The organism is Pseudomonas sp. YY-1 (genome assembly GCF_002843095.1).
Lineage (GTDB): Bacteria > Pseudomonadota > Gammaproteobacteria > Pseudomonadales > Pseudomonadaceae > Aquipseudomonas > Aquipseudomonas sediminis_A.
In genome coordinates this window covers 61,340-86,350 of sequence record NZ_PJLX01000011.1, presented here as the reverse complement: position 1 = coordinate 86,350, position 25,011 = coordinate 61,340, and the positions used below count along the sequence as shown (strand labels likewise).

24 protein-coding genes are annotated in these 25,011 nt (G+C 63.5%); 19 read left to right on the top strand and 5 right to left on the bottom strand.

Features of this window, described 5'->3' with window-relative positions:
• Positions 1–2: 2 nt before the first annotated feature.
• The 7 genes from CXP40_RS16170 (at position 3) to CXP40_RS16140 (ending at position 4,761) form a co-directional block, all read left to right on the top strand.
• Entirely contained in the window at positions 3–305 is a 303-nt protein-coding gene (locus tag CXP40_RS16170; protein WP_106734601.1) for a hypothetical protein, read from the top strand.
• 70 nt (positions 306–375) lie between these two features.
• A complete protein-coding gene (locus tag CXP40_RS16165) occupies positions 376–1,167 on the top strand; it encodes a hypothetical protein (RefSeq protein ID WP_106734600.1) in 792 nt (263 codons plus the stop codon).
• Complete coding sequence (locus tag CXP40_RS16160) at positions 1,164–1,388, top strand: hypothetical protein (RefSeq protein WP_256579464.1); 225 nt, start codon at positions 1,164–1,166, stop codon at positions 1,386–1,388. The genes CXP40_RS16165 and CXP40_RS16160 overlap by 4 nt, the downstream gene beginning before the upstream one ends.
• A 1-nt stretch (position 1,389) precedes the next feature.
• Entirely contained in the window at positions 1,390–2,157 is a 768-nt protein-coding gene (locus tag CXP40_RS16155) for a phosphohydrolase (RefSeq protein WP_177429686.1), read from the top strand.
• Positions 2,154–2,558 (top strand): hypothetical protein, encoded by a 405-nt coding sequence (locus tag CXP40_RS16150; protein WP_106734599.1) that lies wholly within the window; start codon positions 2,154–2,156, stop codon positions 2,556–2,558. The genes CXP40_RS16155 and CXP40_RS16150 overlap by 4 nt, the downstream gene beginning before the upstream one ends.
• On the top strand, positions 2,555–4,441 hold the full coding sequence (locus CXP40_RS16145; protein WP_106734598.1) for a DNA cytosine methyltransferase: 1,887 nt from the start codon (positions 2,555–2,557) through the stop codon (positions 4,439–4,441). Before CXP40_RS16150 ends, CXP40_RS16145 begins: the two co-directional genes overlap by 4 nt.
• Positions 4,438–4,761, top strand: coding sequence for a hypothetical protein (locus CXP40_RS16140; RefSeq protein ID WP_106734597.1), 324 nt, complete (start codon positions 4,438–4,440; stop codon positions 4,759–4,761). The genes CXP40_RS16145 and CXP40_RS16140 overlap by 4 nt, the downstream gene beginning before the upstream one ends.
• Here the strand turns inward: CXP40_RS16140 and CXP40_RS16135 are convergent, their stop codons facing one another.
• A complete protein-coding gene (locus CXP40_RS16135) occupies positions 4,762–5,664 on the bottom strand; it encodes a site-specific integrase (RefSeq protein WP_256579463.1) in 903 nt (300 codons plus the stop codon).
• Positions 5,665–6,268: 604 nt separating this feature from the next.
• On the opposite strand from CXP40_RS16135, the gene CXP40_RS16130 reads away from it, so the two are divergent.
• Together CXP40_RS16130 and CXP40_RS16125 are read left to right on the top strand one after the other, a co-directional pair.
• A complete protein-coding gene (locus CXP40_RS16130; protein WP_003459665.1) occupies positions 6,269–6,481 on the top strand; it encodes a cold-shock protein in 213 nt (70 codons plus the stop codon).
• Positions 6,482–6,649: 168 nt separating this feature from the next.
• Positions 6,650–7,147, top strand: coding sequence for an RDD family protein (locus CXP40_RS16125; RefSeq protein ID WP_106734595.1), 498 nt, complete (start codon positions 6,650–6,652; stop codon positions 7,145–7,147).
• A gap of 60 nt (positions 7,148–7,207) precedes the next feature.
• Here CXP40_RS16125 and lptG read toward each other — a convergent pair whose 3' ends face one another.
• Together lptG and lptF are read right to left on the bottom strand one after the other, a co-directional pair.
• A complete protein-coding gene (gene lptG, locus CXP40_RS16120) occupies positions 7,208–8,272 on the bottom strand; it encodes an LPS export ABC transporter permease LptG (protein WP_106734594.1) in 1,065 nt (354 codons plus the stop codon).
• Positions 8,265–9,389 carry an LPS export ABC transporter permease LptF gene (lptF, locus tag CXP40_RS16115; RefSeq protein WP_106734593.1) on the bottom strand — a complete coding sequence of 375 codons (1,125 nt, stop codon included), beginning with the start codon at positions 9,387–9,389 and terminating at the stop codon, positions 8,265–8,267. The genes lptG and lptF overlap by 8 nt, the downstream gene beginning before the upstream one ends.
• A gap of 143 nt (positions 9,390–9,532) precedes the next feature.
• On the opposite strand from lptF, the gene CXP40_RS16110 reads away from it, so the two are divergent.
• From CXP40_RS16110 to rlmF, 9 genes are all read left to right on the top strand, one after another.
• On the top strand, positions 9,533–11,020 hold the full coding sequence (locus CXP40_RS16110; RefSeq protein WP_106734592.1) for a leucyl aminopeptidase: 1,488 nt from the start codon (positions 9,533–9,535) through the stop codon (positions 11,018–11,020).
• A gap of 136 nt (positions 11,021–11,156) precedes the next feature.
• Positions 11,157–11,576, top strand: coding sequence for a DNA polymerase III subunit chi (locus CXP40_RS16105; RefSeq protein WP_106734591.1), 420 nt, complete (start codon positions 11,157–11,159; stop codon positions 11,574–11,576).
• Between the two features lie 60 nt (positions 11,577–11,636).
• Positions 11,637–12,065, top strand: a complete 429-nt coding sequence (locus CXP40_RS16100; protein WP_106734590.1) for a DNA polymerase III subunit chi — start codon at positions 11,637–11,639, stop codon at positions 12,063–12,065.
• 177 nt (positions 12,066–12,242) lie between these two features.
• Positions 12,243–15,074: a valine--tRNA ligase gene (locus CXP40_RS16095; protein WP_106734589.1), complete on the top strand. Its 2,832-nt coding sequence runs from the start codon at positions 12,243–12,245 to the stop codon at positions 15,072–15,074.
• Between the two features lie 138 nt (positions 15,075–15,212).
• Positions 15,213–16,643, top strand: a complete 1,431-nt coding sequence (gene nhaC / locus CXP40_RS16090; protein ID WP_106734588.1) for a Na+/H+ antiporter NhaC — start codon at positions 15,213–15,215, stop codon at positions 16,641–16,643.
• Positions 16,644–16,831: 188 nt separating this feature from the next.
• Positions 16,832–18,208 (top strand): sodium:proton antiporter NhaD, encoded by a 1,377-nt coding sequence (gene nhaD / locus CXP40_RS16085; RefSeq protein ID WP_106734587.1) that lies wholly within the window; start codon positions 16,832–16,834, stop codon positions 18,206–18,208.
• 180 nt (positions 18,209–18,388) lie between these two features.
• Positions 18,389–18,685: a helix-turn-helix domain-containing protein gene (locus CXP40_RS16080; protein WP_106734586.1), complete on the top strand. Its 297-nt coding sequence runs from the start codon at positions 18,389–18,391 to the stop codon at positions 18,683–18,685.
• 32 nt (positions 18,686–18,717) lie between these two features.
• A complete protein-coding gene (locus CXP40_RS16075; RefSeq protein WP_106734585.1) occupies positions 18,718–20,547 on the top strand; it encodes an SLC13 family permease in 1,830 nt (609 codons plus the stop codon).
• A gap of 160 nt (positions 20,548–20,707) precedes the next feature.
• The gene (gene rlmF, locus CXP40_RS16070; RefSeq protein ID WP_106734584.1) at positions 20,708–21,709 is read left to right on the top strand and encodes a 23S rRNA (adenine(1618)-N(6))-methyltransferase RlmF; all 1,002 of its coding nucleotides are present in this window, start codon (positions 20,708–20,710) and stop codon (positions 21,707–21,709) included.
• 59 nt (positions 21,710–21,768) lie between these two features.
• On the opposite strand, the gene CXP40_RS16065 is transcribed toward rlmF, so the two are convergent.
• Both CXP40_RS16065 and CXP40_RS16060 read right to left on the bottom strand, forming a co-directional pair.
• Positions 21,769–23,013: an SLC13 family permease gene (locus CXP40_RS16065; RefSeq protein ID WP_106734583.1), complete on the bottom strand. Its 1,245-nt coding sequence runs from the start codon at positions 23,011–23,013 to the stop codon at positions 21,769–21,771.
• A gap of 95 nt (positions 23,014–23,108) precedes the next feature.
• Positions 23,109–23,882 (bottom strand): ABC transporter substrate-binding protein, encoded by a 774-nt coding sequence (locus tag CXP40_RS16060; RefSeq protein WP_106734582.1) that lies wholly within the window; start codon positions 23,880–23,882, stop codon positions 23,109–23,111.
• 256 nt (positions 23,883–24,138) lie between these two features.
• Here CXP40_RS16060 and CXP40_RS16055 point away from each other — a divergent pair, with 256 nt between their 5' ends.
• Entirely contained in the window at positions 24,139–24,927 is a 789-nt protein-coding gene (locus CXP40_RS16055) for an ABC transporter substrate-binding protein (RefSeq protein ID WP_106734581.1), read from the top strand.
• Positions 24,928–25,011 lie beyond the last annotated feature (84 nt).

Below are 25,011 nucleotides of genomic sequence, written 5' to 3'. Positions count from 1 at the left end.
CTATGGAACTCAAACCCAGCGCCCCGCGCGGCTTCCCGCGAATCGACTTTGTCGACCACTACCACCACGAGAGCAGCCTTCAACTGAGCAGCCTGGCAGACGAGCGCTGCATCTGGCTGGGCATCAACACGCCCAAGGTGATGATCCTGCCGAAACCAGGCAGCGATCAGCGCGGATGGCAGGAAATGCCGCTGCCTGCCGGGGCGCTGTGCAGTGGCCGCATGCACCTGACGCAAGACCAAGTGAAGGCGCTGCTGCCATTCCTGCAGCAGTTCGCTGAGACAGGCGACTTCGCCCCGTACTGATCCACCCAAAACCACCTGACAGCCGTACCCGCTGCCACCACCAGCGAACGACCAACCCGAGGAGCACCACATGGAACTCATCACCTTCACCACCGCGCAGATCTACAGCATCTTCGCCGCACTCAGCTGCGCCGCCATCGCCGGCTCCATCTTCTACTGCATCGGCCTGCGCACCGGCAAAGCGGCAGGCTACGAGCAAGGCCACAACGTCGCGAAGAACTACTGGCGCAAGATCGTCGGCAACGTCCGCGCCGACCTGGGCGAAGCCCGCGACCTGCTCGACGCACGCACCCGCGAAATGGCAGCGCTTCGCCAGAGTATCGAGCTGGAGACGGCCGACCACGCCGCCACCCTGGCCAAGCTCAGAGAGCACATGCACTTCGCCGAGAACGACCGCGAAAACGTCATCCGTGATCTGCTCGCAGCCCTGAATGAAGAAACCGCCAAGCGCCTCACCAGCGATGACTGGCTGACCCTCAAGCTGGCCGCCAAGCAACTCGGCATCGCCGCCCACCAGGTAGCGCGCAGCGGCACCAGCAAGACCAACCAGCCGGCCCTGGCACAAGCGCAGATCAACGCCCTTGCCGAGCGCGTCAAGGCCATCCTCGACCAGCCACCGCGCCTGTGCGATTACGACTACCAGGGCATCACCGACACCGACCTGATCGAGTGGCTTGACCGCACCGCAGTCACCGGCATCAACCCGGATGAAGGGCTGGCAACTATCACCTTCAATGCCTATGGCAGCGAGCTGCCCGAGCACCTGCGCGATCTCCTGACTAAGGCCAAAGCCGACAGCGACGAGCGCAATCAGCGCACCGCCGAAACTGCCCGCCTCGCTGTGCAGGAGGACGCAGCATGATCCGCCGTAACTTCCCCCTGCTGCGCCTCACCCCCGAGGCGGCCGGCAAGCTGCAGCACGACTACGACCGCGCCATCGCCAAGCTCGCCCAGCTGGAGCGCGAACACACCGAGCTGCAGAACCAGATCCGCATCCAGTGCGGCGCCGAAACCCTCTGGAAACTGCGCACCGATACCCGCAACGCGGTGCTGCTGGTCGACCTTAAGAAAGAGGCCGCCTGACATGACTTGGATACTCACCCAAAGCGCCACCCAGGTGGACATCCTCAAGCCCCAGGCCAAACAGATCCGCATCGACGACATCTGCCACGGCCTGGCCTTCGTCTGCCGCTTCAATGGCCAGACCCGCCACCACTACTCGGTCGCACAGCATTGCCTGATCGTCGCCGACATCGTGCCGCAGGAGCACAAGCTGGCCGGCCTGCTGCACGACGCCACCGAGGCCTACCTGGCCGACATTGCCCGCCCCATCAAGCTGCTAATGATCGAAGCCGCCAAGCGCCGTAACAATGCATGGATGGAAGTGCTCAACCTCCACGCGCTCAAGCCGACAGACGCCTGGGGCTATGCCAGCTCGCTGCGCATCTTCAATGACGCCGAGTTCAACGGGCTGTCGATCCTGATCGATACCTACAAGCAGCTGGAGGCCCGCATGTGGGTGACCATCTGCGAACGCTTCGACCTTGACCCTGAGCTGCCCGACTGCGTGCACGAGGCGGACATGATCGCCCTCGCCACCGAGCGTCAGCAGCTCATGCCCCCGCACCCCGAGCCCTGGGCATGCCTCGAAGGCGTGCAGCCGCTGAACAAAGCAATCCCCGAATGGACGCCCGCCTACGCCCGCCAGGCCTACCACCATCAGCTGATGGAGCTGCTGTCCACCACTCACCGCGCCAAGGTATTCGCCCAGGCCGAGCGCGAGCTGGTCCACGGCACAGGCACCGGCTCGCCTGCAGGGCTCATGAACTGGGCGCAGGAGGTGAAGGCATGACCCAAGCCCCCGCCACCACCATCGCCACTGCCGTGCGACAGCACGGCGGCGGCCGTCACCCGCTGAACCTGCCGTGCACGGTGCAAGCCGGCCGCCTGCAGGACTCGCGCGGGGGCGTTATAAACCGCCGCGCCGAAGGCGCGACATCATCCAATACCCTGCCCGCCAGCTGCGCAGCAGCTGCACACCCCACGACAGGCGTGCGCCGCGCCCGCGAGTTGAGCCCATCGCTCCGCTCTCAAAACCGCCCGCACGCGCAGCTTGTCGAGGGGTATGCGACCCATCCAGACGCCGCGGAATGGCCAACCGTTCGCCATGATCCGACCGCGATTGCCTGGCACAGCGCCTCCCCTGCCTGCCACGGGCACACGCTGCCGGTCAGCCAGGAGGATGCCCAATGACAGCCTTTCGCCGTCACGACCTCGCCCAGGCCGTCTACCAGGCACAGCTGCCGTTGGACCTGCGCGAGTACCTCAACATCGATCTGTTCGCCGGGGGCGGTGGCGCCTCTGACGCCATGGAAGAAGCCACCGGGGAATGCGTCGACATCGCCATCAACCACGATGACGACGCGATCAGCATGCACATCGTCAACCACCCACAGACGACCCACTACCGCGAAGACATCCGCCTAGTCGAGCCGCGCGTTGCAACCCAGGGCCGTCCGGTCGGCCGCCTGCACGCCAGCCCGGAATGCACGCACCACAGCCAGGCCCGTGGCGGTCAGCCGCGCAGCAAGGAAAGCCGGTCACTGTCGTGGATGGTCATCAAGTGGGTAGGCCAAACGCTGCCGCTGATGCTCACCATGGAGAACGTGATGCAGATCCTCCAATGGGGGCCGCTGGTGGCCAAGCGCTGCCCGGACACCGGCCGAGTGATCACGCTCGACATGGTGCCGCACCCCGTCACCGGCAAACCGGTGAACCGCGTAGCCGAACCAGGCGAGCGCGTGCCCGTACAGCGGCAGTATCTGGTGCCCGACGTGAAGCGGCGCGGCAAGACCTGGGCGCGCTTCCTGCACCTGCTGCGTGACAAGGGCTATCAGTTCCACTTCGACAAGATGGTCGCCGCCGACTTCGGCGCCGCCACCACGCGCGAGCGCCTGTTCTTCATCGCCCGCCGCGACGGCGTACAACTGAATTGGCCCGAGGCGACCCACGCCAAGGTGCCAGGGCCGGGCCAGCTGCCATGGGTGCCGGTGGCCACCTACATCGACTGGAGCCTGCCGTGTCCGTCGATCTTCCTCGACGCCGAGGCCGGCAAAGCTGCAGGCGTGCGCCGCCCGCTGGTCGGCAAGACCATGGAGCGCCTGCGCAAGGGCGTGCGCCGCTACGTGTTGGAACACGCCGACCCGTTCATCGTCAGCGTGAACCACGGCGGCGCCGAGTTCCGTGGCCAGGCCGTGAACGAACCAGCCGCGACGATCACCGGCAGCCATGGCTTCGCCGTCGCGCAACCGCTGCTCGCCCCGTTCATCACCGAGCACGCCAACGCCAGCAACCAGCGCAACATGAGCGCGGCCGAGCCCGGGCGCACCATCTGCAGCGAGGTAAAGGGCGGGCACTTCGCCGTGGTCGCTCCGGTGCTGGTGGGCGCTGGCAGCCCAAGCTACGCCGGCAAGCCGACCAGTTGCGAGCAACCGGCCGGCGCGATCCTCACCGAGAACCACCGTGCGGTCGGCGTCGCCTACCTGGCGCAACACAACGGCGGGTACAACGCCACGCTGGGCCGTCATCCAGCAGAGCCAGCCACTGCCCTGACCACCACCGGCAGCCAGCAGAACGTTGTCACGGCCAGCCTGATCACCCTGCGCAACAACAGCGTCGGCGAGGATCTGCGCGACCAGGCCCCAGCAATCACCGCCGGCGGCACGCACCTGGCGCTGATGGAATGCACGCTGTCGCCGGAGCACCAGGCAGGGGCCGAGCGCGTGGCGGCGTTCCTGATGGGCTACTACGGGTCAGACAACACCTACGACCCGCGCAACCCAGCCGCCACCATCACCACCCGCGACCGCCTCGCACTGGTGACGGTGACCATCAAGGGCAGCCCCTATGTGATCGTTGATATCGGCATGCGCATGCTCACCCCGCGCGAGCTGTACCTGATCCAGGGCTTCCGCCCGACATACAAGATCGACATCGGCCACGACGGGCGCCGGTTCAGCAACAAGGCCAAGGTCAAGATGGTGGGCAACTCAGTCTCGCCCCTGCCCTACAAGGCCCTGCTGCAAGCCAACCCGCTGTTCCCGAGAGAAGTTGAAGTTATGCAGGAGGCAGCATGAACGAACCCATCAACCAACTGCCCGAGGATCAGGCCAGCCTGCTCGCTGCCCTGCAGGATCTGGTCGCCCAGCTCAAGCGGCCGCAGGTGCCGGCCGAGGATCAGCTATGGACCGCCGAGGACATCGCCGACTACCTCAAGCTATCCACTGATTCCACAGAGCGCCGGGTCGTGACCCGGCCGGACTTCCCCGCGCCGCTGCAGCCATGCGACACCGGCCCACGCGCGGCCAAGCGGTGGTTTGCCGTCGACGTGCGCAGCTGGGCCAGAAAGAACGCCTCGAAACTCCCCACAGGCAGGGCCGGCCGCAAGGCCGCCTGATCAATCCAACCGACCGGCCACCTCGGTGGCCGTGGCGTTGTAGTAAACCATCAGCGAACGTGGATCACGGTGCCCGGTCATCCGGGCCAGATCCAGCACATCGAGCTTCCTGGCCAGGCGCGTCGTGGCCTCATGCCGGGTATCGTGAAAACGCAGGTCGTTGATCTCCAGCCGGTCCCGCACCTTCCTGAACAACACGTCGGCATTGACCGAGTTGACCGTGAAGAGATTGTCCCGCCCCTTCGCCGCATCGAGCAGGATCTGCAGCAGCTGCACCGCGCGCTTGGTCAGCGGTACGTTGCGCGCGTCACCGTTCTTGGTCGTGGCCAGCCGCACATAGCGATCAGCAAGCCGCGTGGCAGGCTTGGTCAGCCCCAGGATCTCGCCCTGGCGCATTGCCGTTTCCAGGGCGATCAGGAAGGCATAGGCCACTTCTTGCGTTTTGGTGGCGGGCGGCTGGCCTTCGACATAGCCCATACCATCGAGCAGGGCCTTCTCCTCATCAGCACTGATGCGCCGATCACGCGGCCGGTTGTTGCCGGGCCGCTTCACCTCTCGCACCGGGTTATGCCGGCACCACTTCCACTCAGTGCGCGCCTGCTCGAACACGCTGGACAGCAACGTCATCTCGCGCCGCACGCTCGGGCCTTCCACCAGCTTCAGCCGGGCATCACGCCACTCGGCGATCTGGTCCGCCGTCACGTCGCCCAGGCGCTCGCCTACGAACTCCAGTTCGTTGAGCAGCTTATCTAGGCGAACTTCCTCCCAGCGCTTGCCTTCCTTTGTAGGCGTCACCTCAGCCTTGTACCGGCCGATGGCATCTGCCAGAGTGGAATTGCTGCCGGACGAATGGCCAGGTATTGCGGCCAGAATCTCGGCCTCGCGCTGCGTTGCCCAGGCCACGGCCTGAGCCTTGGTCGGAAAGGTCTGAGACTCCCGCACGCCACGCTTTACGATCTCAGCCCGCCAGCCCCCGCTTCGCTTCCTGTACGACGCCACGCCTGCCCCCTGTTTGGCGTAATTTTGGCGTAAACACTAACACGGAACTGCCCGAAACTGCCCCGTACTGCGGCAGCGCAAAACGGCGAAACCCTTCTAATGCGGTGCCTGCACGGTACTGGCAGAAACTGCCGCTAACTGCCACGCGACTTAGAGTCTCCCCCGGGGCACCACGATTCGAAGCCCGCAAGACATTGTCTTGCGGGCTTTTTCGTATCTGCGCGAACAACTTGGGCAATTGTTGCAAGCATGTTGCCGAAAAACTTTTCCGACACCCCGACAAGCCCCGCAAAACCTGGCCGGCGACCTTGCTGGCGGGGGTTGGCAATTGCGCAAAAGTTAGCGTAGAGTGAGTCAACTGTTTGCATGGGTCGCTGTGAATCGTGACTCTGGTGCAGCAGATCATCTAGATCCGCTACATCCCGCTCGACTTCTATTACTCCTTGCAACCAGTCTCAGCCCTCTATACTTGGAGGCTGTCATCAACTCTAGTTTCAAGGAAAAAGACATGTCGAATCGTCAGAACGGTACCGTCAAGTGGTTTAACGACGAGAAAGGTTTTGGTTTTATCACTCCCGAAAGCGGTCCGGATCTGTTCGTGCACTTCCGCGCGATCGAAGGTAACGGCTTCAAGAGCCTGAAAGAAGGCCAGAAAGTCAGCTTCGTAGCTGTGCAAGGTCAAAAAGGCATGCAGGCTGACCAGGTTCAAGTCCTGGGCTAATCGCCGCTGCTTTGAAGAACCCCTGATATCAGTCAGGGGTTTTTTTTGCCTGTCATTTCTGTAACTCACCTTTCGCAGCGCCAGGTTACAGATAGCCCACGTACATCTTTATATTGATCGCAAAGTCGCGGTTAGAATGGCGCGCACTTTCGTCTCAGCGAGCCCATCATGCCGAAACACCAATTACGTCCGCAGGGAGACTTCCCCACTGCCGGGCTGATTCGTCGCCTGGCGGCCCTCTTCTACGACTTCCTGCTCTGCGTGGCACTGATCATGGTGGTCACCCTAATCTATCAACAGGGCATTCTGCGCCTGATTCACGGCGGCGATGCACTGATGGCCATGGCCGAGGCCGGCGCCCTGGATCATGACCCGATTCTCGCCAGCCTGGTGCTGCTGTCGCTGTTCGCCTTCTTCGCCAAGTTCTGGACGCACAATGGCCAGACACTGGGCATGCAGGCCTGGGGGCTTCGCATCCAGAATGCCGATGGCAGCGCCATCGACCTGTGGCAGGCACTGCTGCGCTTCGTGGTCGCCATTGGCTCCTGGCTGTTCGCCGGCCTGGGATTCCTCTGGCTACTGTGGGACAAGCAGGGCCGCACCTGGCACGACATCTACTCCGACAGCCGCATGGTGCAGTTGCCGAAGAACATTCACAAAAAATAGCCCAGAGCAGATGCAAAAAAGCCGGTTCAATGAACCGGCTTTTTCATGCGTGCAAACGACTCATCCAGCTCGGCGCAACAGCCAAACCCCGGCCAGCGCACAGATACCGGCCGGCACCAACACCGCCAGCAGCGGCGAGAAACCGAACACCAGGCTCGATGGACCAAGCAGGTCCTGGGCGATACGGAAGATGAAGCCCACTAAGACACCGGTAAATACGCGCTGCCCCAGGGTCACCGAGCGCAGCGGACCGAAGATGAAGGAAATCGCCATCAAGACCAGCGCGCCGGTTACCAGCGGCTGCAGCACCTTGGTCCAGAACGCCAGCCAGTAGCGCGCGTTGTTCAGCCCCTGTTCACCGAGGTAATGGATGTACTGCCACAGCCCGGTGACCGACAGCGCCTCTGGCTCCATCACCACGGTACCGAGCAGCTCGGGATTGAGTTCGATCTCCCAGCGCTCTTCCGGCTGATTGATCACCTCGGAACGGTCCTCATGCAGCAGCGTGGTCTGCACGTTGCGCAGCATCCAGTGGTTGTCACGGTATTCGGCGCGACGGGCGAAACTGGAGGAAAGCAGGCGACGCTCGTCATCGAAGCGGTAACGCGTCACCCCGAGCAGGACGCCATTGGGCTGCACGGCGTTGATGTGCACGTATTCCTGCCCCTGACGGTGCCACATACCGCGCTTGGAGCTCTGCGCCGCACCACCCCCCTGAGCCAGGGCGCGATCCGCCTGCGCCTGGTTTTCGGTCAGCGGCGCAACGTATTCGCCGATCAGAATGCCGGCCAGCATCAGCACCAGCATGGGCTTCATTACTGCCCAGACGACGCGCCCGATGGAAACACCGGCCGCACGCATGATGGTCAACTCGCTGTTGCTGGCCAACGTACCGAGACCGATCAGACAGCCGATCAGCGCCGCCATCGGCAGCATCTCGTAGGCGCGGCGAGGCGCGGTCAGCAAGACGTACCAGAGCGCCTGACCAAGACCGTAATCGCCCTTGTTCAGGTCGCCCAACTCGTCGATGAAAGCGAACAGCAGTGCCAGGCCGAGAATGATGCCCAGCACCGCCAGAATGGCGAAGAACACCTGAGTGCCAATGTAGCGATCCAACTTAGCCATGAGCCACCTCCGACACCGGCGCACGACGACTGGCCCACCACAGACTCAGACGCTCCCAATACAACAACAGCATGCCGATGGCGAAGAAGATGCCATGCACCCACCACAACCCCAGCGCCGCCGGCAAACGGCCCTTGTCCAGCGCACCACGAGCGGCGATCAGCAGGCCAAGGTAAGCCATATAGAGGAAGATAGCCGGCAACAGTTTGAGGAAGCGCCCCTGACGCGGATTGACCTTCGACAGCGGCACGGCCAGCAGGGTGACGATGAACACCAGCAACGGCAGTGACAGGCGCCATTGCAGCTCGGCCTGCATGCGCGGATCGTCGCTGCCGAACAGCTCACGAGTCGGCGTCGCCTCGCGCTCACTGGCCTCGATGGCAACTTCGGGCTTGGGTAGCAACACACCATAGGTGTCGTACTGGATGGCCCGATAATCGGCCTCGCCCGGCTCGCCGTCATAGCGATAGCCGTTTTCCAGAATCAGATAGCGGCTGCCATCTTCCTGAATTTCCTGACGACCACTTTCGGCTACCAGCACGGTAATGCCGCGCTCCGAGGTGCCATCGGTGGAGAAGCGTTTCTCCGACATGAACACGCCACGCAGCTCGCTGCGATCAGGCGACAGCTCCTGCGAGTAGGTCACCCGCGACCCATCGCGCAGCGACTGGAAGCGCCCCGGTACCAGAGTATCGAGTTCGGTCAGGGCGTCCTGCTCGTTGAGGATGCGCGCTACGCTGGCCACACCTTGCGGCGCCAGGCCCATGCTCAGCCAGCCCACCAACAGAGCGACGATCAGCGCCGGCGCCAGGCTGTAGACGGTGAGGCGCTGCTGACTGACACCGGTGGCAGACAGCACCGTCATCTCGCTGTCCAGGTACAGGCGCCCGTAGGCCAGCAGGAAACCGAGGAACAGGCCGAGCGGCAGGATCAGTTGCAGGAAGCCGGGAATCCGGTAACCCATGATCAGAAACAGCACACCAGGATCGAGTACACCCTGTGCGGCCTGGGCCAGATATTTGATGAAACGACCGCTCATGATGATCACCAGCAGCACGGCACTCACCGCACTGAGGGTCACCAGCACTTCACGGGACAGATAACGGAAGACGATCAAACCGGACGCTCCAGGGTTGTCAGGCTCAGGCGCGAGCGCTCACACTAGCTGCACCTACTTGCCGGCCCACCGCAGGGTGGACCCTCGAAAAATGGCGGCCATTATCCGTCAAACCCGACTCTTTGTCTTGGGGACAGCTCACTATGGAATTCCTCGTCAAAAGCACCCGTGCAGAAACCCTGAAAACCGCCACCCTGGTCGTCGCCATCGGTGAAGGCCGCAAGCTCGGCGACACCGCCAAGGCCGTCGACCTGGCCAGCAACGGTGCGCTCAGCGCCGTGCTCAAGCGCGGCGACATCGCCGGCAAGCCGGGCCAGACCCTGCTGCTGCACAGCCTGCCGGGGCTCAAGGCCGAGCGCGTGCTATTGGTCGGCTGCGGCAAGGGTGATCTATCCGACCGTCAACTGCGCAAGTTGGTTGCAAGCGTGCATGGCGTACTCAAAGGCCTGGGCGGCAGCGATGCCCTGCTCGCATTGGGCGAACTCAAGGTCAAGGGCCGCGACAGCTACGGCAAGACCCGCCTGATCGTCGAGACGCTGGCCGATGGCACCTATCTGTTCGAGCAGTTCAAGAGCCAGAAAGCCGACCCACGTGCACTGAAGAAAATCACCCTGGTTGTCGACAAGGCCGAGCTGGCCGACGCCGAACGCGGCCTGCAACACGCCCGCGCCATCGCCAGCGGCGTCGCCTTCACCAAGGATCTGGGCAACCTGCCGCCGAACCTCTGCCACCCCGGCTACCTGGCTGAAGAAGCCAAGGCTTTGGGCAAGGCGCACAAGAACCTCAAGGTCGAAATCCTCGACGAGAAGAAACTCAAGGAACTGGGTGCCGGCGCCTTCCTCGCCGTAGCCCAGGGCAGCGAGCAGCCGCCGCGGATGATCGTCATGCACTACCAGGGCGGCAAGAAGGATGACAAACCTTTCGCCCTGGTCGGCAAGGGCATCACCTTCGACACCGGCGGCATCAGCATCAAGCCGGCAGCCGGCATGGACGAGATGAAGTACGACATGTGCGGCGCCGCCAGCGTGTTCGGCACCCTCAAGGCCGTGCTGGAGCTGCAACTGCCGATCAACCTGGTGTGCCTGCTGGCCTGCGCCGAGAACATGCCCAGCGGCCGTGCGACCCGCCCGGGCGACATCGTCACCACCATGAGCGGGCAGACCGTGGAAATCCTCAACACCGACGCCGAAGGCCGTCTGGTGCTGTGCGACACCCTGACCTACGCCGAGCGTTTCAAGCCGCAGGCGGTGATCGATATCGCCACCCTCACCGGTGCCTGCATCGTCGCCCTGGGCAGCAACGTCTCCGGTCTGATGGGCAACAACGACGCGCTGATCAAGCAGATCCTCAAGGCTGGCGAAAGCGCCGACGACCGCGCCTGGCAACTGCCGCTATACGACGAGTACCAGGAGCAGCTGGACAGCCCGTTCGCCGACATCGCCAACATCGGCGGGCCGAAGGCCGGCACCATCACCGCAGGCTGCTTCCTGTCGCGTTTTGCCAAGAACTTCCATTGGGCGCACCTGGATATCGCCGGCACCGCCTGGATCAGCGGCGGCAAGGACAAAGGCGGTACCGGCCGTCCAGTGCCGATGCTGACCCAGTACCTGCTGGATCGCGCCAAGGTCTGATGCGCCTGTAGCCGGACACAGTCCGGGCTACGATGGATATCGTAGGAGCGAGCTCTGCTCGCGAAGCTTTTGTATTGCCAAGATTCGCGAGCAGAGCTCGCTCCTACAGCCGCCCTTCAACATCGAAAATCTTCAGATGCCCAGAATCGAGTTCTACGTTCTCTCCTCCAAAGACGCCACGGGCCGCTTGCGCGCCGCCTGCCAACTGGCGCTCAAGGCGTGGAGCGCCGGCCTGCCGGTGTTCGTTCGCGGCAGCGACGAGGCGCAGTGTGGTGAACTCGACGAACTGCTGTGGACGTTCAAAGCCGAACGCTTCGTACCCCATGACTTGCACCATGAAGCACCACTGTCACCCGTGGTACTGGGCATCGACGAAGTGCCGAGTACCGAGCAGGGCGTGCTGATCAACTTAGGCAGCAGTCTGTCGCCGCATGTCGAGCGCTTTTCCCGCATCATCGAGATCGTCAATCAGCAGCCCGAGTTGCTGAGCGCCTGTCGCGAGAATTTCCGTACTTATCGCCAGCGCGGGTATGATCCGCAACGCGTCGAACTTTAGTGTCCGTGCACGCTCACAACACAAGCCATTCCAGCCCTTTTTCTCGCTGCGCCGATAACCATGGACACCCCCAAGCCCCCACAAAAACCTGCTCAGCTGCTGCACGACCTGGAGTCGATTCGCGAGCTGCTGGGCGATAACGGCAGCGAACCGCCACTGCTGATCGACTCGCTGGACCCGGACAGCATTCCGGTACTGTCCGACATCGTCAGCGCGCCGCCCGGCCCGCCGCCGCCTTTTCATGCAACGCCGACGCCCAAACCGACACCAGCCTCGCAGCCTGCGCCAGCACCAAGCCCGCTGCGCGACAGCATCGAGCCGCGCCTGCATGACAGCGCCCGCGATCTGCAGCATTTGAATGGCGAGTTGCGCGCCGCCGCCCAGTTGATCCTGCAGGACGTGATCGACGATTTCGTGCCGCAGATCGAGGCCGAACTCAAGCGCCGCCTCGAAGCCCGCCTGCCGCGCCTGCTGCCGCCACGCAAGTAATCCCTGCCCCGCCCCGGGGCAAGAGTTTGCCACCCGACAGCAAAAGCTTCGCCCCGAGGCGGAGCTCCTACAAAACCGAACGCTGGTCTGCCCTATAGCGCAGGGCTTATGGCTTGGTGCTCAGAAGCGGTATACTTGTCGGCTTTTCCGATCAGCCGTCAAAGGGTCCCGCCGCGCATGGACAAGACCTACCAGCCGCACGCCATTGAAACCGCCCTGTACCAGAACTGGGAAGCCAAGGGCTACTTCGCCCCGCAAGGCTCGGGCGAGCCGTACACCATAATGATCCCGCCGCCGAACGTCACCGGCAGCCTGCACATGGGCCACGGCTTCAACAACTCGATCATGGATGCGCTGATTCGCTTCCGCCGCATGCAGGGCCGCAACACCCTGTGGCAGCCGGGCACCGACCACGCGGGCATCGCCACGCAGATGGTGGTCGAGCGTCAGCTGGCCGCCGACGGTATTGGCCGCCACGACCTGGGCCGCGAGAAATTTCTGGAGAAGGTCTGGGAATGGAAGGAACAGTCCGGCGGCACCATCACCCGTCAGATTCGCCGCCTTGGCAGCTCGGTGGACTGGTCGCGCGAGCGCTTCACCATGGACGACGGCCTGTCCGAAGCCGTGAAAGAAGCGTTCGTACGTCTGCATGAAGACGGCCTGATCTATCGCGGCAAGCGCCTGGTCAACTGGGACACCAAGTTCCACACCGCCATCTCCGACCTCGAAGTGGAAAACCACGACGAGAAGGGCTCGCTGTGGAACCTGCGCTACCCGCTGGCCGATGGCAAGAAAACCGCTGAAGGCAATGATTACCTGATCGTCGCCACCACCCGCCCGGAAACCATGCTCGGCGACAGCGCCGTGGCCGTGCACCCGGAAGACGAGCGCTACAAGGCGTTGATCGGCAGCTTCGTCGAGCTGCCGCTGCTGGGCCGCCGCATCCCGATCATCGCCGATGATTACTGCGACCCAGAGTTCGGCACCGGCTGCGTGAAGATCACCCCGGCGCATGACTTCAACGACTACGAAGTGGGCAAACGCCACAACCTGCCGCTGATCAACATCTTCGACAAGAACGCCGCCGTGCTGGCTCAGGCCCAGGTGTTCAATATCGACGGTAGCGTAAACGCCGAGATCGATGGCAGCCTGCCAGCCGAATACGCCGGCCTCGACCGCTTCGTCGCGCGCAAGCAGATCGTCGCCGCCTTCGACGCCGCCGGCCTGCTGGAGAAGATCGACGACCACGCCCTGAAAGTGCCGAAGGGCGACCGCTCCGGCACCGTTATCGAGCCGTGGCTGACCGACCAGTGGTACGTCTCCACCAAGCCGCTGGCCGAAAAAGCCATCGCCGTGGTCGAGAGTGGCGAAATCCAGTTCGTGCCCAAGCAGTACGAGAACATGTACTTCAGCTGGATGCGTGACATTCAGGACTGGTGCATCAGCCGTCAGCTGTGGTGGGGCCACCGCATTCCGGCCTGGTACGACGATGCCGGCAACGTTTACGTTGGCCGCGACGAAGCGGAAGTCCGTGCCAAGCACAACCTCGGCGATGCCAACCTGCGCCAGGACGACGACGTGCTCGACACCTGGTTCAGCTCCGGCCTGTGGACCTTCTCCACCCTTGGCTGGCCGCAGCAGACCGACTTCCTCAAGACCTTCCACCCCACCGACGTGCTGGTCACCGGCTTCGACATCATTTTCTTCTGGGTCGCCCGGATGATCATGCTGTCGACCCACCTGACAGGGCAGATTCCGTTCAAGACCGTCTACGTGCACGGTCTGGTGCGCGATGGTCAGGGTCAGAAGATGTCCAAGTCCAAGGGCAACGTGCTCGACCCGCTGGACATCGTCGACGGCATCGACCTCGAATCCCTGGTGGCCAAGCGCACCAGCGGCATGATGCAGCCCAAGCTGGCCGAGAAGATCGCCAAGCAGACCCGCGCCGAATTCCCCGATGGCATCGCCGCCTACGGCACCGACGCCCTGCGCTTCACCAACCTGGCGCTGGCCTCCACCGGCCGCGACATCAAGTTCGACATGGGCCGCGTCGAGGGCTACCGCAACTTCTGCAACAAGCTGTGGAACGCCGCCAACTTCGTCATCGAGAACACCGATGACAAGGACACCGGCATCAACGGCGAGGCAGTCGAGCTGTCGCCGGTGGACCGCTGGATCATCTCCGCCCTGCAGCGCACCGAGGCTGACGTGACCCGCCACCTCGACGCCTTCCGCTTCGACCTGGCGGCGCAAACTCTGTACGAGTTCATCTGGGACGAGTACTGCGCCTGGTACCTGGAGCTGGTCAAGCCGGTTCTGTGGGACGAGAACGCGCCCATCGAGCGCCAGCGCGGCACCCGCCGCACCCTGGTGCGCGTGCTGGAAGTGATCCTGCGCCTGGCTCACCCGTTCATGCCCTTCATCACCGAAGAAATCTGGCAGCGCATCAAGGCCCAGGCCGGCGTGCAGGGCGAAACGCTGATGCTGCAACCCTGGCCGGTGGCCAACGAGAGCCGCATCGACGCCGCCGCCGAAGGCGACATCGAGTGGGTCAAGCAACTGATGCTGGGCGTGCGCCAGATCCGTGGCGAGATGAAGATCTCCATGGCCAAGCGCATCGATATCATCGTTGCCAACGCCAGTGCCGAAGACCTGCGCCGCCTGGCCGACTTCGAGCCACTGCTGAGCAAGCTGGCCAAGCTGGAGTCAGTGCGCGTGCTGGCTGCCGGTGAAGAAGCGCCGATGTCCGCCACCACTCTGGTCGGTGAGATGGAAGTGCTGGTACCGATGGCCGGGCTGATCGACAAGGACGCCGAACTGGCGCGCCTGGACAAGGAAATCGGTCGCCTGGAAGGCGAAGTGCAGCGCGTCGGCGGCAAGCTGAGCAACCAAGGCTTCGTCGCCAAGGCGCCGGCCGAAGTGCTCGATAAAGAGCGCGCCAAGCTGGCCGAGGCTGAACAAGCCCTGGCCAAGATGGTCGAGCAGCGCGGCAAGATCGCCGCACTCTGATCACCGCGCGACACCCACAGACCCGCGCCCCAACCGGCGCGGGTTTGTTTTTTGTGGGAGGGGCTTCAGCCGCGAGCTTTAACCGCAAAGTCGCGGCTGAAGCCCCTCCCACGGTTAGTTTGATTTCCCGGAACACCCATGACTGCCCGCTCCCCTTCCCTGCTCGACGCCTTGCTGCCGATTGGCGTGCTCGTCGTGCTGCTCAGCCTCTCCGTTTACCTGTTCGGTGACGCCTCCTCCAGCGGCCCGAACCAGATCGCGCTGATGAGCGCAGCCTTCGTCGCCGGCCTGGTCGGCCTGAAAAATGGTCTGCGCTGGGCCGAGATCGAAGAAGGCATACTCGCTGGCATCCACATGGCGATGAAAGCCAACCTGATTCTGCTGGCGGTCGGTGCGCTGATCGGCACCTGGATTCTCGCCGGCACGGTGCCGACCATGATCTGGCTGGGTCTGAAGCTGATCAGCGCTGAGTATTTCTATCTCACCAGTTGCCTGATCTGCGCGCTCACCGCGCTGTCCATCGGCAGCTCGTGGACGGTAGCCGGCACCCTCGGCATCGGTCTGATGGGCGTGGCAGCAGGCCTGGGGCTGGACCCGGCGATCACCGCCGGCGCGATCATTTCCGGCGCCTACTTCGGCGACAAGCTGTCGCCACTATCGGACACCACCAACCTGGCGCCAGCCGCTGCCGGCGCCGACCTGTTCGCACATATCCGCAACATGTTGCGCACCACGGTGCCGGCGTTGCTGATCGCCCTGGCGATCTTCTTTACCCTCGGCCAGCAGGCCAGCGCCGAACATGACACCAGCCGTATCGCCGAGGTGCTCAGCGCGCTGGAGGCACAGTTCAATCTCGGCTGGCACCTGCTGTTGCCCGTGGCCTTCCTGCTGCTGCTCGCGGTACGCCAGTGGGCAGCTTTCCCAGCGGTGTTTCTCGCCGCCCTGCTCGGTGCGGTATTCGCAGTGGTGTTCCAGCCGGAGGTGATGGCGCGCCTGACTGACCCACAAGCTGGCGCCTTGGCGCCGCTGAAAACGGTATGGACTGCGCTGTTCGCCGGTTATGAATCGGCCAGCGGCAACGCCGAGCTTGATGGCCTGCTGTCCAAGGGCGGCATGGCCAGCATGCTCACCACGGTGTGGCTGATCATCTGCGCCATGTGCTTCGGCGGCGTACTTGAGCGCCTCGGCCTGCTGCAGCGCCTGCTGCAGAGTGCCCTGCGCCTGGTGCGCAGCAACAGCGGCCTGGTCGCCAGCACCATTACCACCACCATCGGCACCAACGTCATCACCGCCGATCAGTACATCGCCCTGGTGCTGCCAGGGCGCATGTACCGCGCTGAATACGAAAAACGCGGCCTGGCGCCAACCAACCTGTCACGCGCGCTGGAAGACGGCGGCACCCTGACCTCGGTGCTGGTGCCCTGGAATACCTGTGGCGCCTACATGGCCGCGACGCTGGGCGTGGCGACGTTGAGCTACCTGCCGTACTGCTTCTTCAACCTGATCATGCCAGTGCTGGCCATAGCCCTCGCCTACCTGCTGCCGCCCAAACAGCAGACTGCCGGTTGATTTCGCAGCCGTTCGGGCCAGCCAGCGCAGCGGCCCGAACGCCTCATTAAGTAGCAAAGCGCTCATCTCTTTTGCTCCTTTCGCTATAAAAACCTTCCCTTTTTCCAATTGTTTCAGGCATCTTCACCCGCCTGGCAGCAGCCCTCCGGCACGTCCCCACTAATAAAAATCAGAGCGGAACTCCGAACATGTATGCGTTGATGGCACTCGTCTTCGTCCTCGGCTACCTGTGCATTGCACTTGAGCACCCGTTAAAGATCGACAAGGCAGCCTCCGCCCTGCTCACCGCCGTGATCGCCTGGACCCTGCTGGTTCTTGGCGCAGATAGCATCCTGCCAATGCTCGGCACCGGCACCGCCGGCTCCAGCACCAACACCCATCACGTGGTGGAAGAACTGCGCCACCACCTCGGCGAGATCTCCGAGATCCTGTTCTTCCTCATGGGCGCCATGACCATCGTCGAGCTGATCGATGCCCACGAGGGCTTCAAGGTCATCACCGATCGCATCCGCACCCACAAGCGCGTGCACCTTCTGTGGCTGGTGGGGTTGATCACCTTCTTCCTGTCCGCTGCGCTGGACAACCTGGCCACCACCATCGTGATGATCTCGCTGCTGCGCAAGCTGATCGCCGACCGCCACGAGCGCTGGTTCTACGCCGGCATCGTGGTCATTGCCGCCAACGCCGGCGGCGCCTGGTCGCCAATTGGTGACGTGACCACCACCATGCTGTGGATTGGCAATCAGGTCACCGCCACCGGCATCATCACCAAGCTGTTCCTGCCCAGCCTGATCTGCCTGCTGGTGCCGCTGCTGATCATGAGCTTCCGCCTCAAGGGTGAAGTGGCTGAACCGCGTATCAAGGAAAGCGCCGAGAGCCGTCGCGACCCGACCACGCCCTTCGAACGTAACCTGGTGTTCTGCCTGGGCCTCGGTGCGCTGATCTTCGTGCCGGTGTTCAAGACCATCACCCATCTGCCGCCATACATGGGCATCCTCTTCGGCCTCAGCCTGCTGTGGATCACCACCGAGATCATCCACCGCAGCAAGAACAGCGAAGAGAAGGACCCGCTGTCGGTAGTGGGCGTATTGCGCCGTATCGACATCACCAGCGTGCTGTTCTTCCTCGGCATCCTGCTGGCGGTTTCCGCGCTGTCCAGCGCCGGCCACCTGATCCAGGTGGCGACCCTGCTCAAGGACAGCCTGGGCAATATCTACAGCATCGCCATCTCCATCGGCATGCTCTCGGCCGTGGTGGACAACGTGCCGATGGTTGCCGGTGCCATGAAGATGTATCCACTGGTCAGCCCTGAAAACCTGGCGGCGGCCGCAGCGAGCGAGCTGCCATGGCTGCGCAACTTCGTGGTCGACGGCAACTTTTGGGAAATGCTCGCCTACTGCGCCGGGACCGGCGGCAGCTGCCTGATCATCGGCTCGGCTGCTGGCGTGGCCGCCATGGGCATGGAAAAGATCAACTTCATCTGGTACCTGAAGAAGATCAGCGGCCTGGCCTTCATCGGCTACCTGGCCGGTGCCGTCACCTATATGCTGATGTTCGCCGCCTGATTGGCTAGCAGGCCGTTGAAAAACGTAGCCGAGGCAGCCAGTGCAAGGCAAAAACAGGCGAGAAAGCGCAGTTTACGAGCTGTAAATGAGCATTTTGAGCCTGTTTTTAACGCAGCAATGGCAACGTAGGTAGTTTTTCAACAGCCTGCTAAGGCGCTCGGATACGAACAGGAAGTCACCATGCAGACGAGCAAGACCCGCACCAGCTTCTACCGCCGCCTCTACGTGGCCTGGCTGATCGACAGCGGCCAGGCCGTCAGCGTGCCGGCACTGATGGACGCCACCGGCATGCCCCGGCGCACCGCACAGGACACCCTGACCGCCCTCGCCGAGCTGGATATCGACTGCCAGTTCGAGCAGAGCGAGGGCGAACGCAACAACGCCGGTCACTACCAGATTCGCGACTGGGGGCCGATCGACAAGCGTTGGATCGCCGCTAACCTGCAGCAGATCAAAACCACTCTCGGTTATCCCTGAGATAATTCGTCCCATATCTCCTGGGAATTACGATGAATCCGGATCTGTTCTGGGTGCTCGGCCTGCTGGCCGGCGCTGTCACGCTTTTCGTCATCGGCAAGCCACGCATGGACGTGGTCGCCCTGCTGGTGCTGGTCGCCCTGCCGCTGACTGGCGTACTCGACCTGCAACAGACCCTGGCCGGTTTCAGCGATGCCAACGTCATCCTCATCGCCGCGCTGTTCGTCATCGGCGACGGCCTGGTGCGCACGGGTATCGCCTACCGCCTGGGTGACTGGCTGGTGACCAAGGCCGGCAGCAGCGAAACGCGTCTGCTGATTCTGCTGATGCTGGCCGTGGCCGGCCTGGGTTCGGTGATGAGCTCCACCGGCGTGGTGGCGATCTTCATCCCCGTGGTGCTCGGGGTGGCTGCACGCCTGCGCATCGCCCCGGCGCGACTGATGATGCCACTGGCGTTTGCCGGGCTGATCAGCGGCATGCTGACGCTGGTCGCTACACCGCCGAACCTGGTGGTGCATGCCGAACTGCGCCGCGCCGGGCTGGATGGTTTTGGCTTTTTCGATCTCACGCCCATCGGCCTGGCAGTGCTGGTGCTCGGCATCGGCTACATGCTGATCGCCCGACGCTGGCTGGTACGCAGCGAAGCAGGTGGCAATGCCGAGCCACCACGCCTGACCTTGGCCGACCTCGCCGAACGCTATCGCCTGAGCGAGCGCGAGCGGCGCCTGCAGGTACGCACCGACTCGCCCCTGGCCAATCAGGTGCTCAACGAGCTGCAGTTGCGCCGTGATCATGGCATCAACGTCATCGCCATCGAGCGCCGCCAGCGCCTACGCACCCTGTTGCTGATGGCCAGCGGCAATACCCTGCTGGAGCCGGGCGACGTGCTGCTGGTGGATATCGCCAGCCCCACCATCGGCCTGCTCGGCAGCTATCAGGCATTGGGTCTAGAACCCATGCCGCTGCCGCATTCGTATTTCAGCCTGCACGCCCATGAACTGGGCCTGGCCGAGGTGGCGTTGCCGCCGGAGTCGCAACTGCCGGGCAAGACCATTCAGGAACTGGGCTTTCGTTCGCGGCACAAGCTCAACGTGGTCGGCCTGCGCCGCCAGGGCCAGGCGCTGGAGGGCGTGCTGGTGGACGAGAAACTCAAGGCCTCCGACACTCTGCTGGTGGCCGGCGCCTGGCGCGACATCCACCGCCTGCAGGGGCTGAGCCGCGATTTCCTGGTGCTCAGCCTGCCGGCGGAAGTGGCCGAGGTGGCGCCGGCTGCGCGCAAGGCGCCCTACGCATTGCTCAGCCTGGCGGTGATGGTGCTGCTGATGGTCAGCGGTCTGGTGCCCAACGTGCAGGCCGCGCTGATCGCCTGCCTGCTAATGGGCGCGTTTCGCTGCATCGACCTGGACAGCGCCTACCGCGCCATCCACTGGCCAACGCTGATCCTCATCGTCGGCATGCTGCCGTTCGCTCAGGCGTTGCAGCAAACCGGCGGCGTCGAGTTGGCCGTGGAGGGGCTGGTCGGCGGTCTGGGCGATGCCGGGCCACGACTGATCCTCGCCTGCCTGTTCGCCCTCACCGCGGTGATCGGCCTGTTCATCTCCAACACAGCCACAGCGGTGCTGATGGCGCCGGTGGCCATCGCCACCGCCCAGGCACTGGGTGTTTCGCCGCTGCCCTTCGCCATGACCGTGGCTCTGGCTGCATCGGCCGCGTTCATGACGCCGATCTCCTCGCCGGTGAACACTCTGGTGCTCGGCCCCGGCCAATACCGCTTCGGCGACTTCGTGCGCATCGGTGTGCCCTTCACCCTGCTGGTGATGATCGTCAGCGTGGCGCTGGTGCCGCTGCTCTTTCCGCTGTAACGCGGGGGATCACCAAGCGTAGGAGCGAGCTCTGCTCGCGAAGCTTTTTGCCGCTAGCCAGGTTCGCTGAAGGCCAACGAATTCGCGAGCAGAGCTCGCTCCTACAAAGCCCTGCCCAACTATGGGAAAATCCCGCCCCCCGAATCGCCGAAGCCCGTTCATGCCCCAGCCGCCGAAACGCCCCCGCAAGCCCGCTCCCGCCGCTGTGAAAACCGCGCCGGCCAAGGGTGAACTGCACCCGCGCAACCGCCACCAGGGGCGCTACGACTTCCCCGCGCTGATCAAGGCAAGCCCCGAACTGGGCGACTTCGTCATCACCAACCCTTATGGCAATGCAAGCATCGACTTCGCTAACCCGGCAGCGGTCAAGGTGTTCAACCGCGCGCTGCTGACGCAGTACTACGGCATCCGCCATTGGGATATTCCCGATGGCTACCTGTGCCCGCCGATTCCCGGCCGTGCCGACTACCTGCACAATCTGGCCGACCTGCTGGCGACTGACAACGACGGGCAGATTCCCCGCGGCGCAAAGGTGCAAGCCCTGGATATCGGCGTCGGCGCCAACTGCATCTACCCACTGATCGGTCATTGCGAGTACGGCTGGCAGTTTCTCGGGGCAGATATCGCAGACGCGGCGCTGGCCTCTGCGCGCGCCATCATCGGGGCCAATCCGCAGTTGGCGGGTGGCATCGAATTGCGCCAGCAGGCCAATGCCGAGCACGTATTTCTCGGTCTGCTGCAATCGAACGAGGCAGTCGACCTGACCCTGTGCAACCCACCCTTCCACGCCAGCGCCGATGAAGCCACCCGTGGCAGCACGCGCAAGTGGCGCAACCTGGGCAAGCTCGACCCGAAGCGCAAGCTACCGGTGCTCAACTTCGGCGGCCAGGCGGCCGAGCTATGGTGCCCCGGTGGCGAAGCCGCGTTTCTCAAGCGCATGGCCAGCGAAAGCGCGCAAGTGGCGGAGCAGGTGCTGTGGTTCAGCAGCCTGGTCTCCAAAGGCAGCCATGTGGAATTGCTACAGGGCTGGCTGGCCAAGGCCGGCACGACTGAGGTGCGCATCCTCGGAATGTCGCAGGGGCAGAAGCAGAGCCGCCTGGTGGCCTGGACGTTCAAGAATGCCGAAGAACGTAGCGCTTGGAGCAAGAGTCGCTGGCGCTGAGACCTGCCGGTGCGCACAGCGCACCATAGCTGTAGGGTGCGCCGTGCGCACCGATCTCCCTACCAGGGCAACCAGCCACCCAACACCAGCCAGAGACCGGCAACCGTCATGCTCAGCAGCGTCACCGGCACGCCGCTGCGCGCATAATCGACGAAACCAAGCCTGACGCCCTGACGCTTCGCCCCTTCGGCGACGATCAGGTTGACCACACTGCCGATCAGCAGCAGGTTGCCGGCCAGGGTCGACATGATCGCCAGACCGATCAGCACCGAATGCGACAACTCCGGCATCAGACCCAGCAGCAACACCACGAAGGGCACGTTGCCAATCAGATTGCCCGCCACCAGCGATGCGGTGGCCAGTGACACCACGCCCTGCGGTAACAGACCATGCTCAGCCAGCCAGGTGGCTCCCTGCGTCATTTGCGGCAACTGCAGCGCGGCGCCGCTGACCAGGAACAAGCCCACGAACAGCAACAGCAGGTTCCAGTCCACCTTGTTCACGTAGTCGCGACTGTCCACCCGCCGCGACACCATCACCAGCACCGCGATCAACAGCGCCGATAGCTCGCGCGGTAGCGCCGTGGCGAACAGCGCCAGCAGCGCGAGACTGGCCAGCAGCGGTTTGAGATAGCTGTGTGCGCCGTAGATATGCTCGACCGGCGTATCGTCCGCGGTCAGCGGCCTGGCCTCGCCCCAGCGATGACGCCACTGCAACCAGATCACCGCATAAACGATGGCCATCGCGATCACTGCCGGTGGCCCGGCCACGGCCACATAACCCCAGAAATCCAGACCACCGGCCTGGCCAATGAGGATGTTCTGCGGGTTGCCGATCAGGCTCGCCGCCGAGCCGGCGTTGCACGATAACGCCAGCGCCAACAAAAACGGCCGCGGCTCCAGCCCGCGCAGATGCAGGCTGCGACACAACAGCGGAGTCAGGGCAAAAGCGACGATGTCGTTGACCAGCACCGCCGATAGCACGCCACCCAGCAGCACCACGCCCATCAGCAGCACAGCCGGGCGCTCGGCATGCTCGGTCAGGTAGCGGTTGAGCCAGGCATACACCCCGGAAAAATCGAACTGCGCCGAGATAAGCATCAACGCCAACAGCAGCAACAACGCGCCAGGGTCGAGATGATGGGCCGCATCCTCCATGCTCAACGCACCGCTGACCAGCAACAGCACTGCCGCGCAGCAGGCGATCCAGCTGCGGTCGATACGCAGGCCGCGAACGCCGCCAGCGGCCATGCCCAGGTAGGTGAGAACGAAAAGGCCAAGGGTCAGCCAGGCTGCGAAGGTCATGCGCGATTCACCCAAACGGATGCAGGTTGGAAGCAGCGGACTCTAGCCAGGCCAGTGCCCCGCGGGAATAGCCACGGCATGCTTTTTTGCGCGTTTCAGGGCCGCGACATGTAAGTCGCCACCCGCCCCAGATAGGCCGGCGACTCACGCTGACGCTGCACCTCGGCCCAGATTCGTTCGGCCAACTCGGGGTCACGTGCCAGCAGCGCGTTGGACAACATCAGGTAATAGGGCTTTTCCTCGAGCAGTTGCGGCAGTTTCTCCACCCGCTGAGCCAACTGCGGATTGGCCTGCAAGACGAAATCGCCGCGCATGGTCTGCAAGGCGACTGCTTCGACCCGACCGTGCACCAGCATCTGTAACAGCGCCAGTGGATCGCGACTCGATTCATCCACCTCCAGCCCGTGCGCCAGCAGCAGATCGCGAATGGAGAAGCCACTGAGCGAGCCGACGCGGCCATTCACCTGGCTGAAACCTTGGCCATCCCAGGACACTGCACTGCCGACGCGGCGGTACAGGGTATAACGCGAGGTGTGCAAACGCCTGGCGGCATCCGCGCGGCCATCGGTATCGGTGGGGTAATGGCCCATCTGCAGCCGCTCGGATTTGACGCTGGCAGCGAAAGCACCGTCATAGAGGCCCTGCTGCATGCCTGACAGACAGCGCTTCCAGGGTACCGCCACGTACACCACCTGCAGCGCCAGCGCTTGCTGTACCAAGCCGAGCAATTCCAGATTGAGGCCAGTGCCGTCGGTCATGACCCAGGGGTAGGAGTTCTGATCTTCATGACAGAACGTCAAGGTTGGCTGGGCACCGTAGCAGGTGCCGACCAACAGCCAGAGCAGGCAGTAATGCAGCGCTTTGTGCAAAAACCAGACTCCATCACCGGAACGCCTGAGAGCAGGCGTTCGATCCGCGGTTTGTCACCGACTTATTGTCCTGCTCCAAGCATAGGCATATTCGCCCTGAGTCGTCTGCAGCAATTTGGTGCACGTTTGCGCTCACCAGGTCAGACGCCAGACTTCGATCATTGCACTGCCTGGCAGCCAGCGGCATGACTGGGATCAACAGGACAAAACCCTTAAAGTGCCATCATCCTGTTGCCCGAGCCGTCGAGGACTACAGATGCGTCACGGCCTGTTGATTGTGCTGTTTAGCCTGTTCTGCTGCAGCCCGCTTGGGGCTGCAGAGGCACCTTTGCTACGGATCAGCGCCGGCGAATGGCCGCCCTATCTGTCAGCCAGACTCGAACACCAGGGGCCAGTGGCCCACCTGCTGCGCGACCTGCTGGCCGAGGAAGGCTACCGTGTCGAATTCACCTTCCTGCCCTGGCCCCGCGCCTACGCCGAAGCCGCCGCAGGCCGGTTCGACGCCACCGCGGTATGGATGCACAAGACCGAGCGTGAGGCCGACTTTCTCTTCAGCGCCCCACTGCTCAACGAACAGTTCGTGTTCTTCCACCTGAAAACCCAGCCGTTCGACTGGCAGCGCTTCGACGACCTCAGCGGCATGACCCTCGGCGGCGGCCTGGAATACAGCTATGGGCCGGCGTTCGATGCCTTTCTCGCCGAAGGCAAGGTGCGCATCGAACGAGTGTCCAGCGACCGGCAGAACTTCGAGAAGCTGCTCAAGGAGCGCGTTGTGCTCTACCCGCAGGAGCTCAACGTCGGCTACGCCGCGCTGCGTAACGAGTTCTCCAGCGCCGATGCCGAGCGCATCACCCACCACCCCAAACCGCTGCTGGTCAACCTCAGTTACCTGATGCTGCCCAAGCGCCTGGCGCAGAGCGAAGCGCTACGCGAACGCTTCAACGCTCGCCTGCAACAGTTTCGCGACGACGGCCGTTACCAGAAGTATTTCGACGACCTGCAGGCTGGCCACTATCAACCCGTGCCGGAAGATGCCGCGCCATAACCGAAAAAACGTGGCGCCTGGATTCCCGCCTGCGCGGGAATGACGAGAACTCTAGACAGTCGTCATCCCCGCGCAGGCGGGGAC

What these genes read in the sequence shown, in the direction of transcription:
- CXP40_RS16110 (WP_106734592.1), top strand. Translation starts at nt 9,533, where the DNA reads ATGGAATTCCTCGTCAAAAGCACCCGTGCAGAAACCCTGAAAACCGCC.
- CXP40_RS16140 (WP_106734597.1), top strand. Translation starts at nt 4,438, where the DNA reads ATGAACGAACCCATCAACCAACTGCCCGAGGATCAGGCCAGCCTGCTC.
- CXP40_RS16160 (WP_256579464.1), top strand. Translation starts at nt 1,164, where the DNA reads ATGATCCGCCGTAACTTCCCCCTGCTGCGCCTCACCCCCGAGGCGGCC.
- CXP40_RS16100 (WP_106734590.1), top strand. Translation starts at nt 11,637, where the DNA reads ATGGACACCCCCAAGCCCCCACAAAAACCTGCTCAGCTGCTGCACGAC.
- CXP40_RS16095 (WP_106734589.1), top strand. Translation starts at nt 12,243, where the DNA reads ATGGACAAGACCTACCAGCCGCACGCCATTGAAACCGCCCTGTACCAG.
- CXP40_RS16105 (WP_106734591.1), top strand. Translation starts at nt 11,157, where the DNA reads ATGCCCAGAATCGAGTTCTACGTTCTCTCCTCCAAAGACGCCACGGGC.
- CXP40_RS16170 (WP_106734601.1), top strand. Translation starts at nt 3, where the DNA reads ATGGAACTCAAACCCAGCGCCCCGCGCGGCTTCCCGCGAATCGACTTT.
- CXP40_RS16145 (WP_106734598.1), top strand. Translation starts at nt 2,555, where the DNA reads ATGACAGCCTTTCGCCGTCACGACCTCGCCCAGGCCGTCTACCAGGCA.
- CXP40_RS16080 (WP_106734586.1), top strand. Translation starts at nt 18,389, where the DNA reads ATGCAGACGAGCAAGACCCGCACCAGCTTCTACCGCCGCCTCTACGTG.
- CXP40_RS16165 (WP_106734600.1), top strand. Translation starts at nt 376, where the DNA reads ATGGAACTCATCACCTTCACCACCGCGCAGATCTACAGCATCTTCGCC.
- CXP40_RS16150 (WP_106734599.1), top strand. Translation starts at nt 2,154, where the DNA reads ATGACCCAAGCCCCCGCCACCACCATCGCCACTGCCGTGCGACAGCAC.
- nhaC (WP_106734588.1), top strand. Translation starts at nt 15,213, where the DNA reads ATGACTGCCCGCTCCCCTTCCCTGCTCGACGCCTTGCTGCCGATTGGC.
- nhaD (WP_106734587.1), top strand. Translation starts at nt 16,832, where the DNA reads ATGTATGCGTTGATGGCACTCGTCTTCGTCCTCGGCTACCTGTGCATT.
- CXP40_RS16055 (WP_106734581.1), top strand. Translation starts at nt 24,139, where the DNA reads ATGCGTCACGGCCTGTTGATTGTGCTGTTTAGCCTGTTCTGCTGCAGC.
- CXP40_RS16155 (WP_177429686.1), top strand. Translation starts at nt 1,390, where the DNA reads ATGACTTGGATACTCACCCAAAGCGCCACCCAGGTGGACATCCTCAAG.
- rlmF (WP_106734584.1), top strand. Translation starts at nt 20,708, where the DNA reads ATGCCCCAGCCGCCGAAACGCCCCCGCAAGCCCGCTCCCGCCGCTGTG.
- CXP40_RS16065 (WP_106734583.1), bottom strand. Translation starts at nt 23,013, where the DNA reads ATGACCTTCGCAGCCTGGCTGACCCTTGGCCTTTTCGTTCTCACCTAC.
- CXP40_RS16125 (WP_106734595.1), top strand. Translation starts at nt 6,650, where the DNA reads ATGCCGAAACACCAATTACGTCCGCAGGGAGACTTCCCCACTGCCGGG.
- CXP40_RS16130 (WP_003459665.1), top strand. Translation starts at nt 6,269, where the DNA reads ATGTCGAATCGTCAGAACGGTACCGTCAAGTGGTTTAACGACGAGAAA.
- CXP40_RS16075 (WP_106734585.1), top strand. Translation starts at nt 18,718, where the DNA reads ATGAATCCGGATCTGTTCTGGGTGCTCGGCCTGCTGGCCGGCGCTGTC.
- lptG (WP_106734594.1), bottom strand. Translation starts at nt 8,272, where the DNA reads ATGGCTAAGTTGGATCGCTACATTGGCACTCAGGTGTTCTTCGCCATT.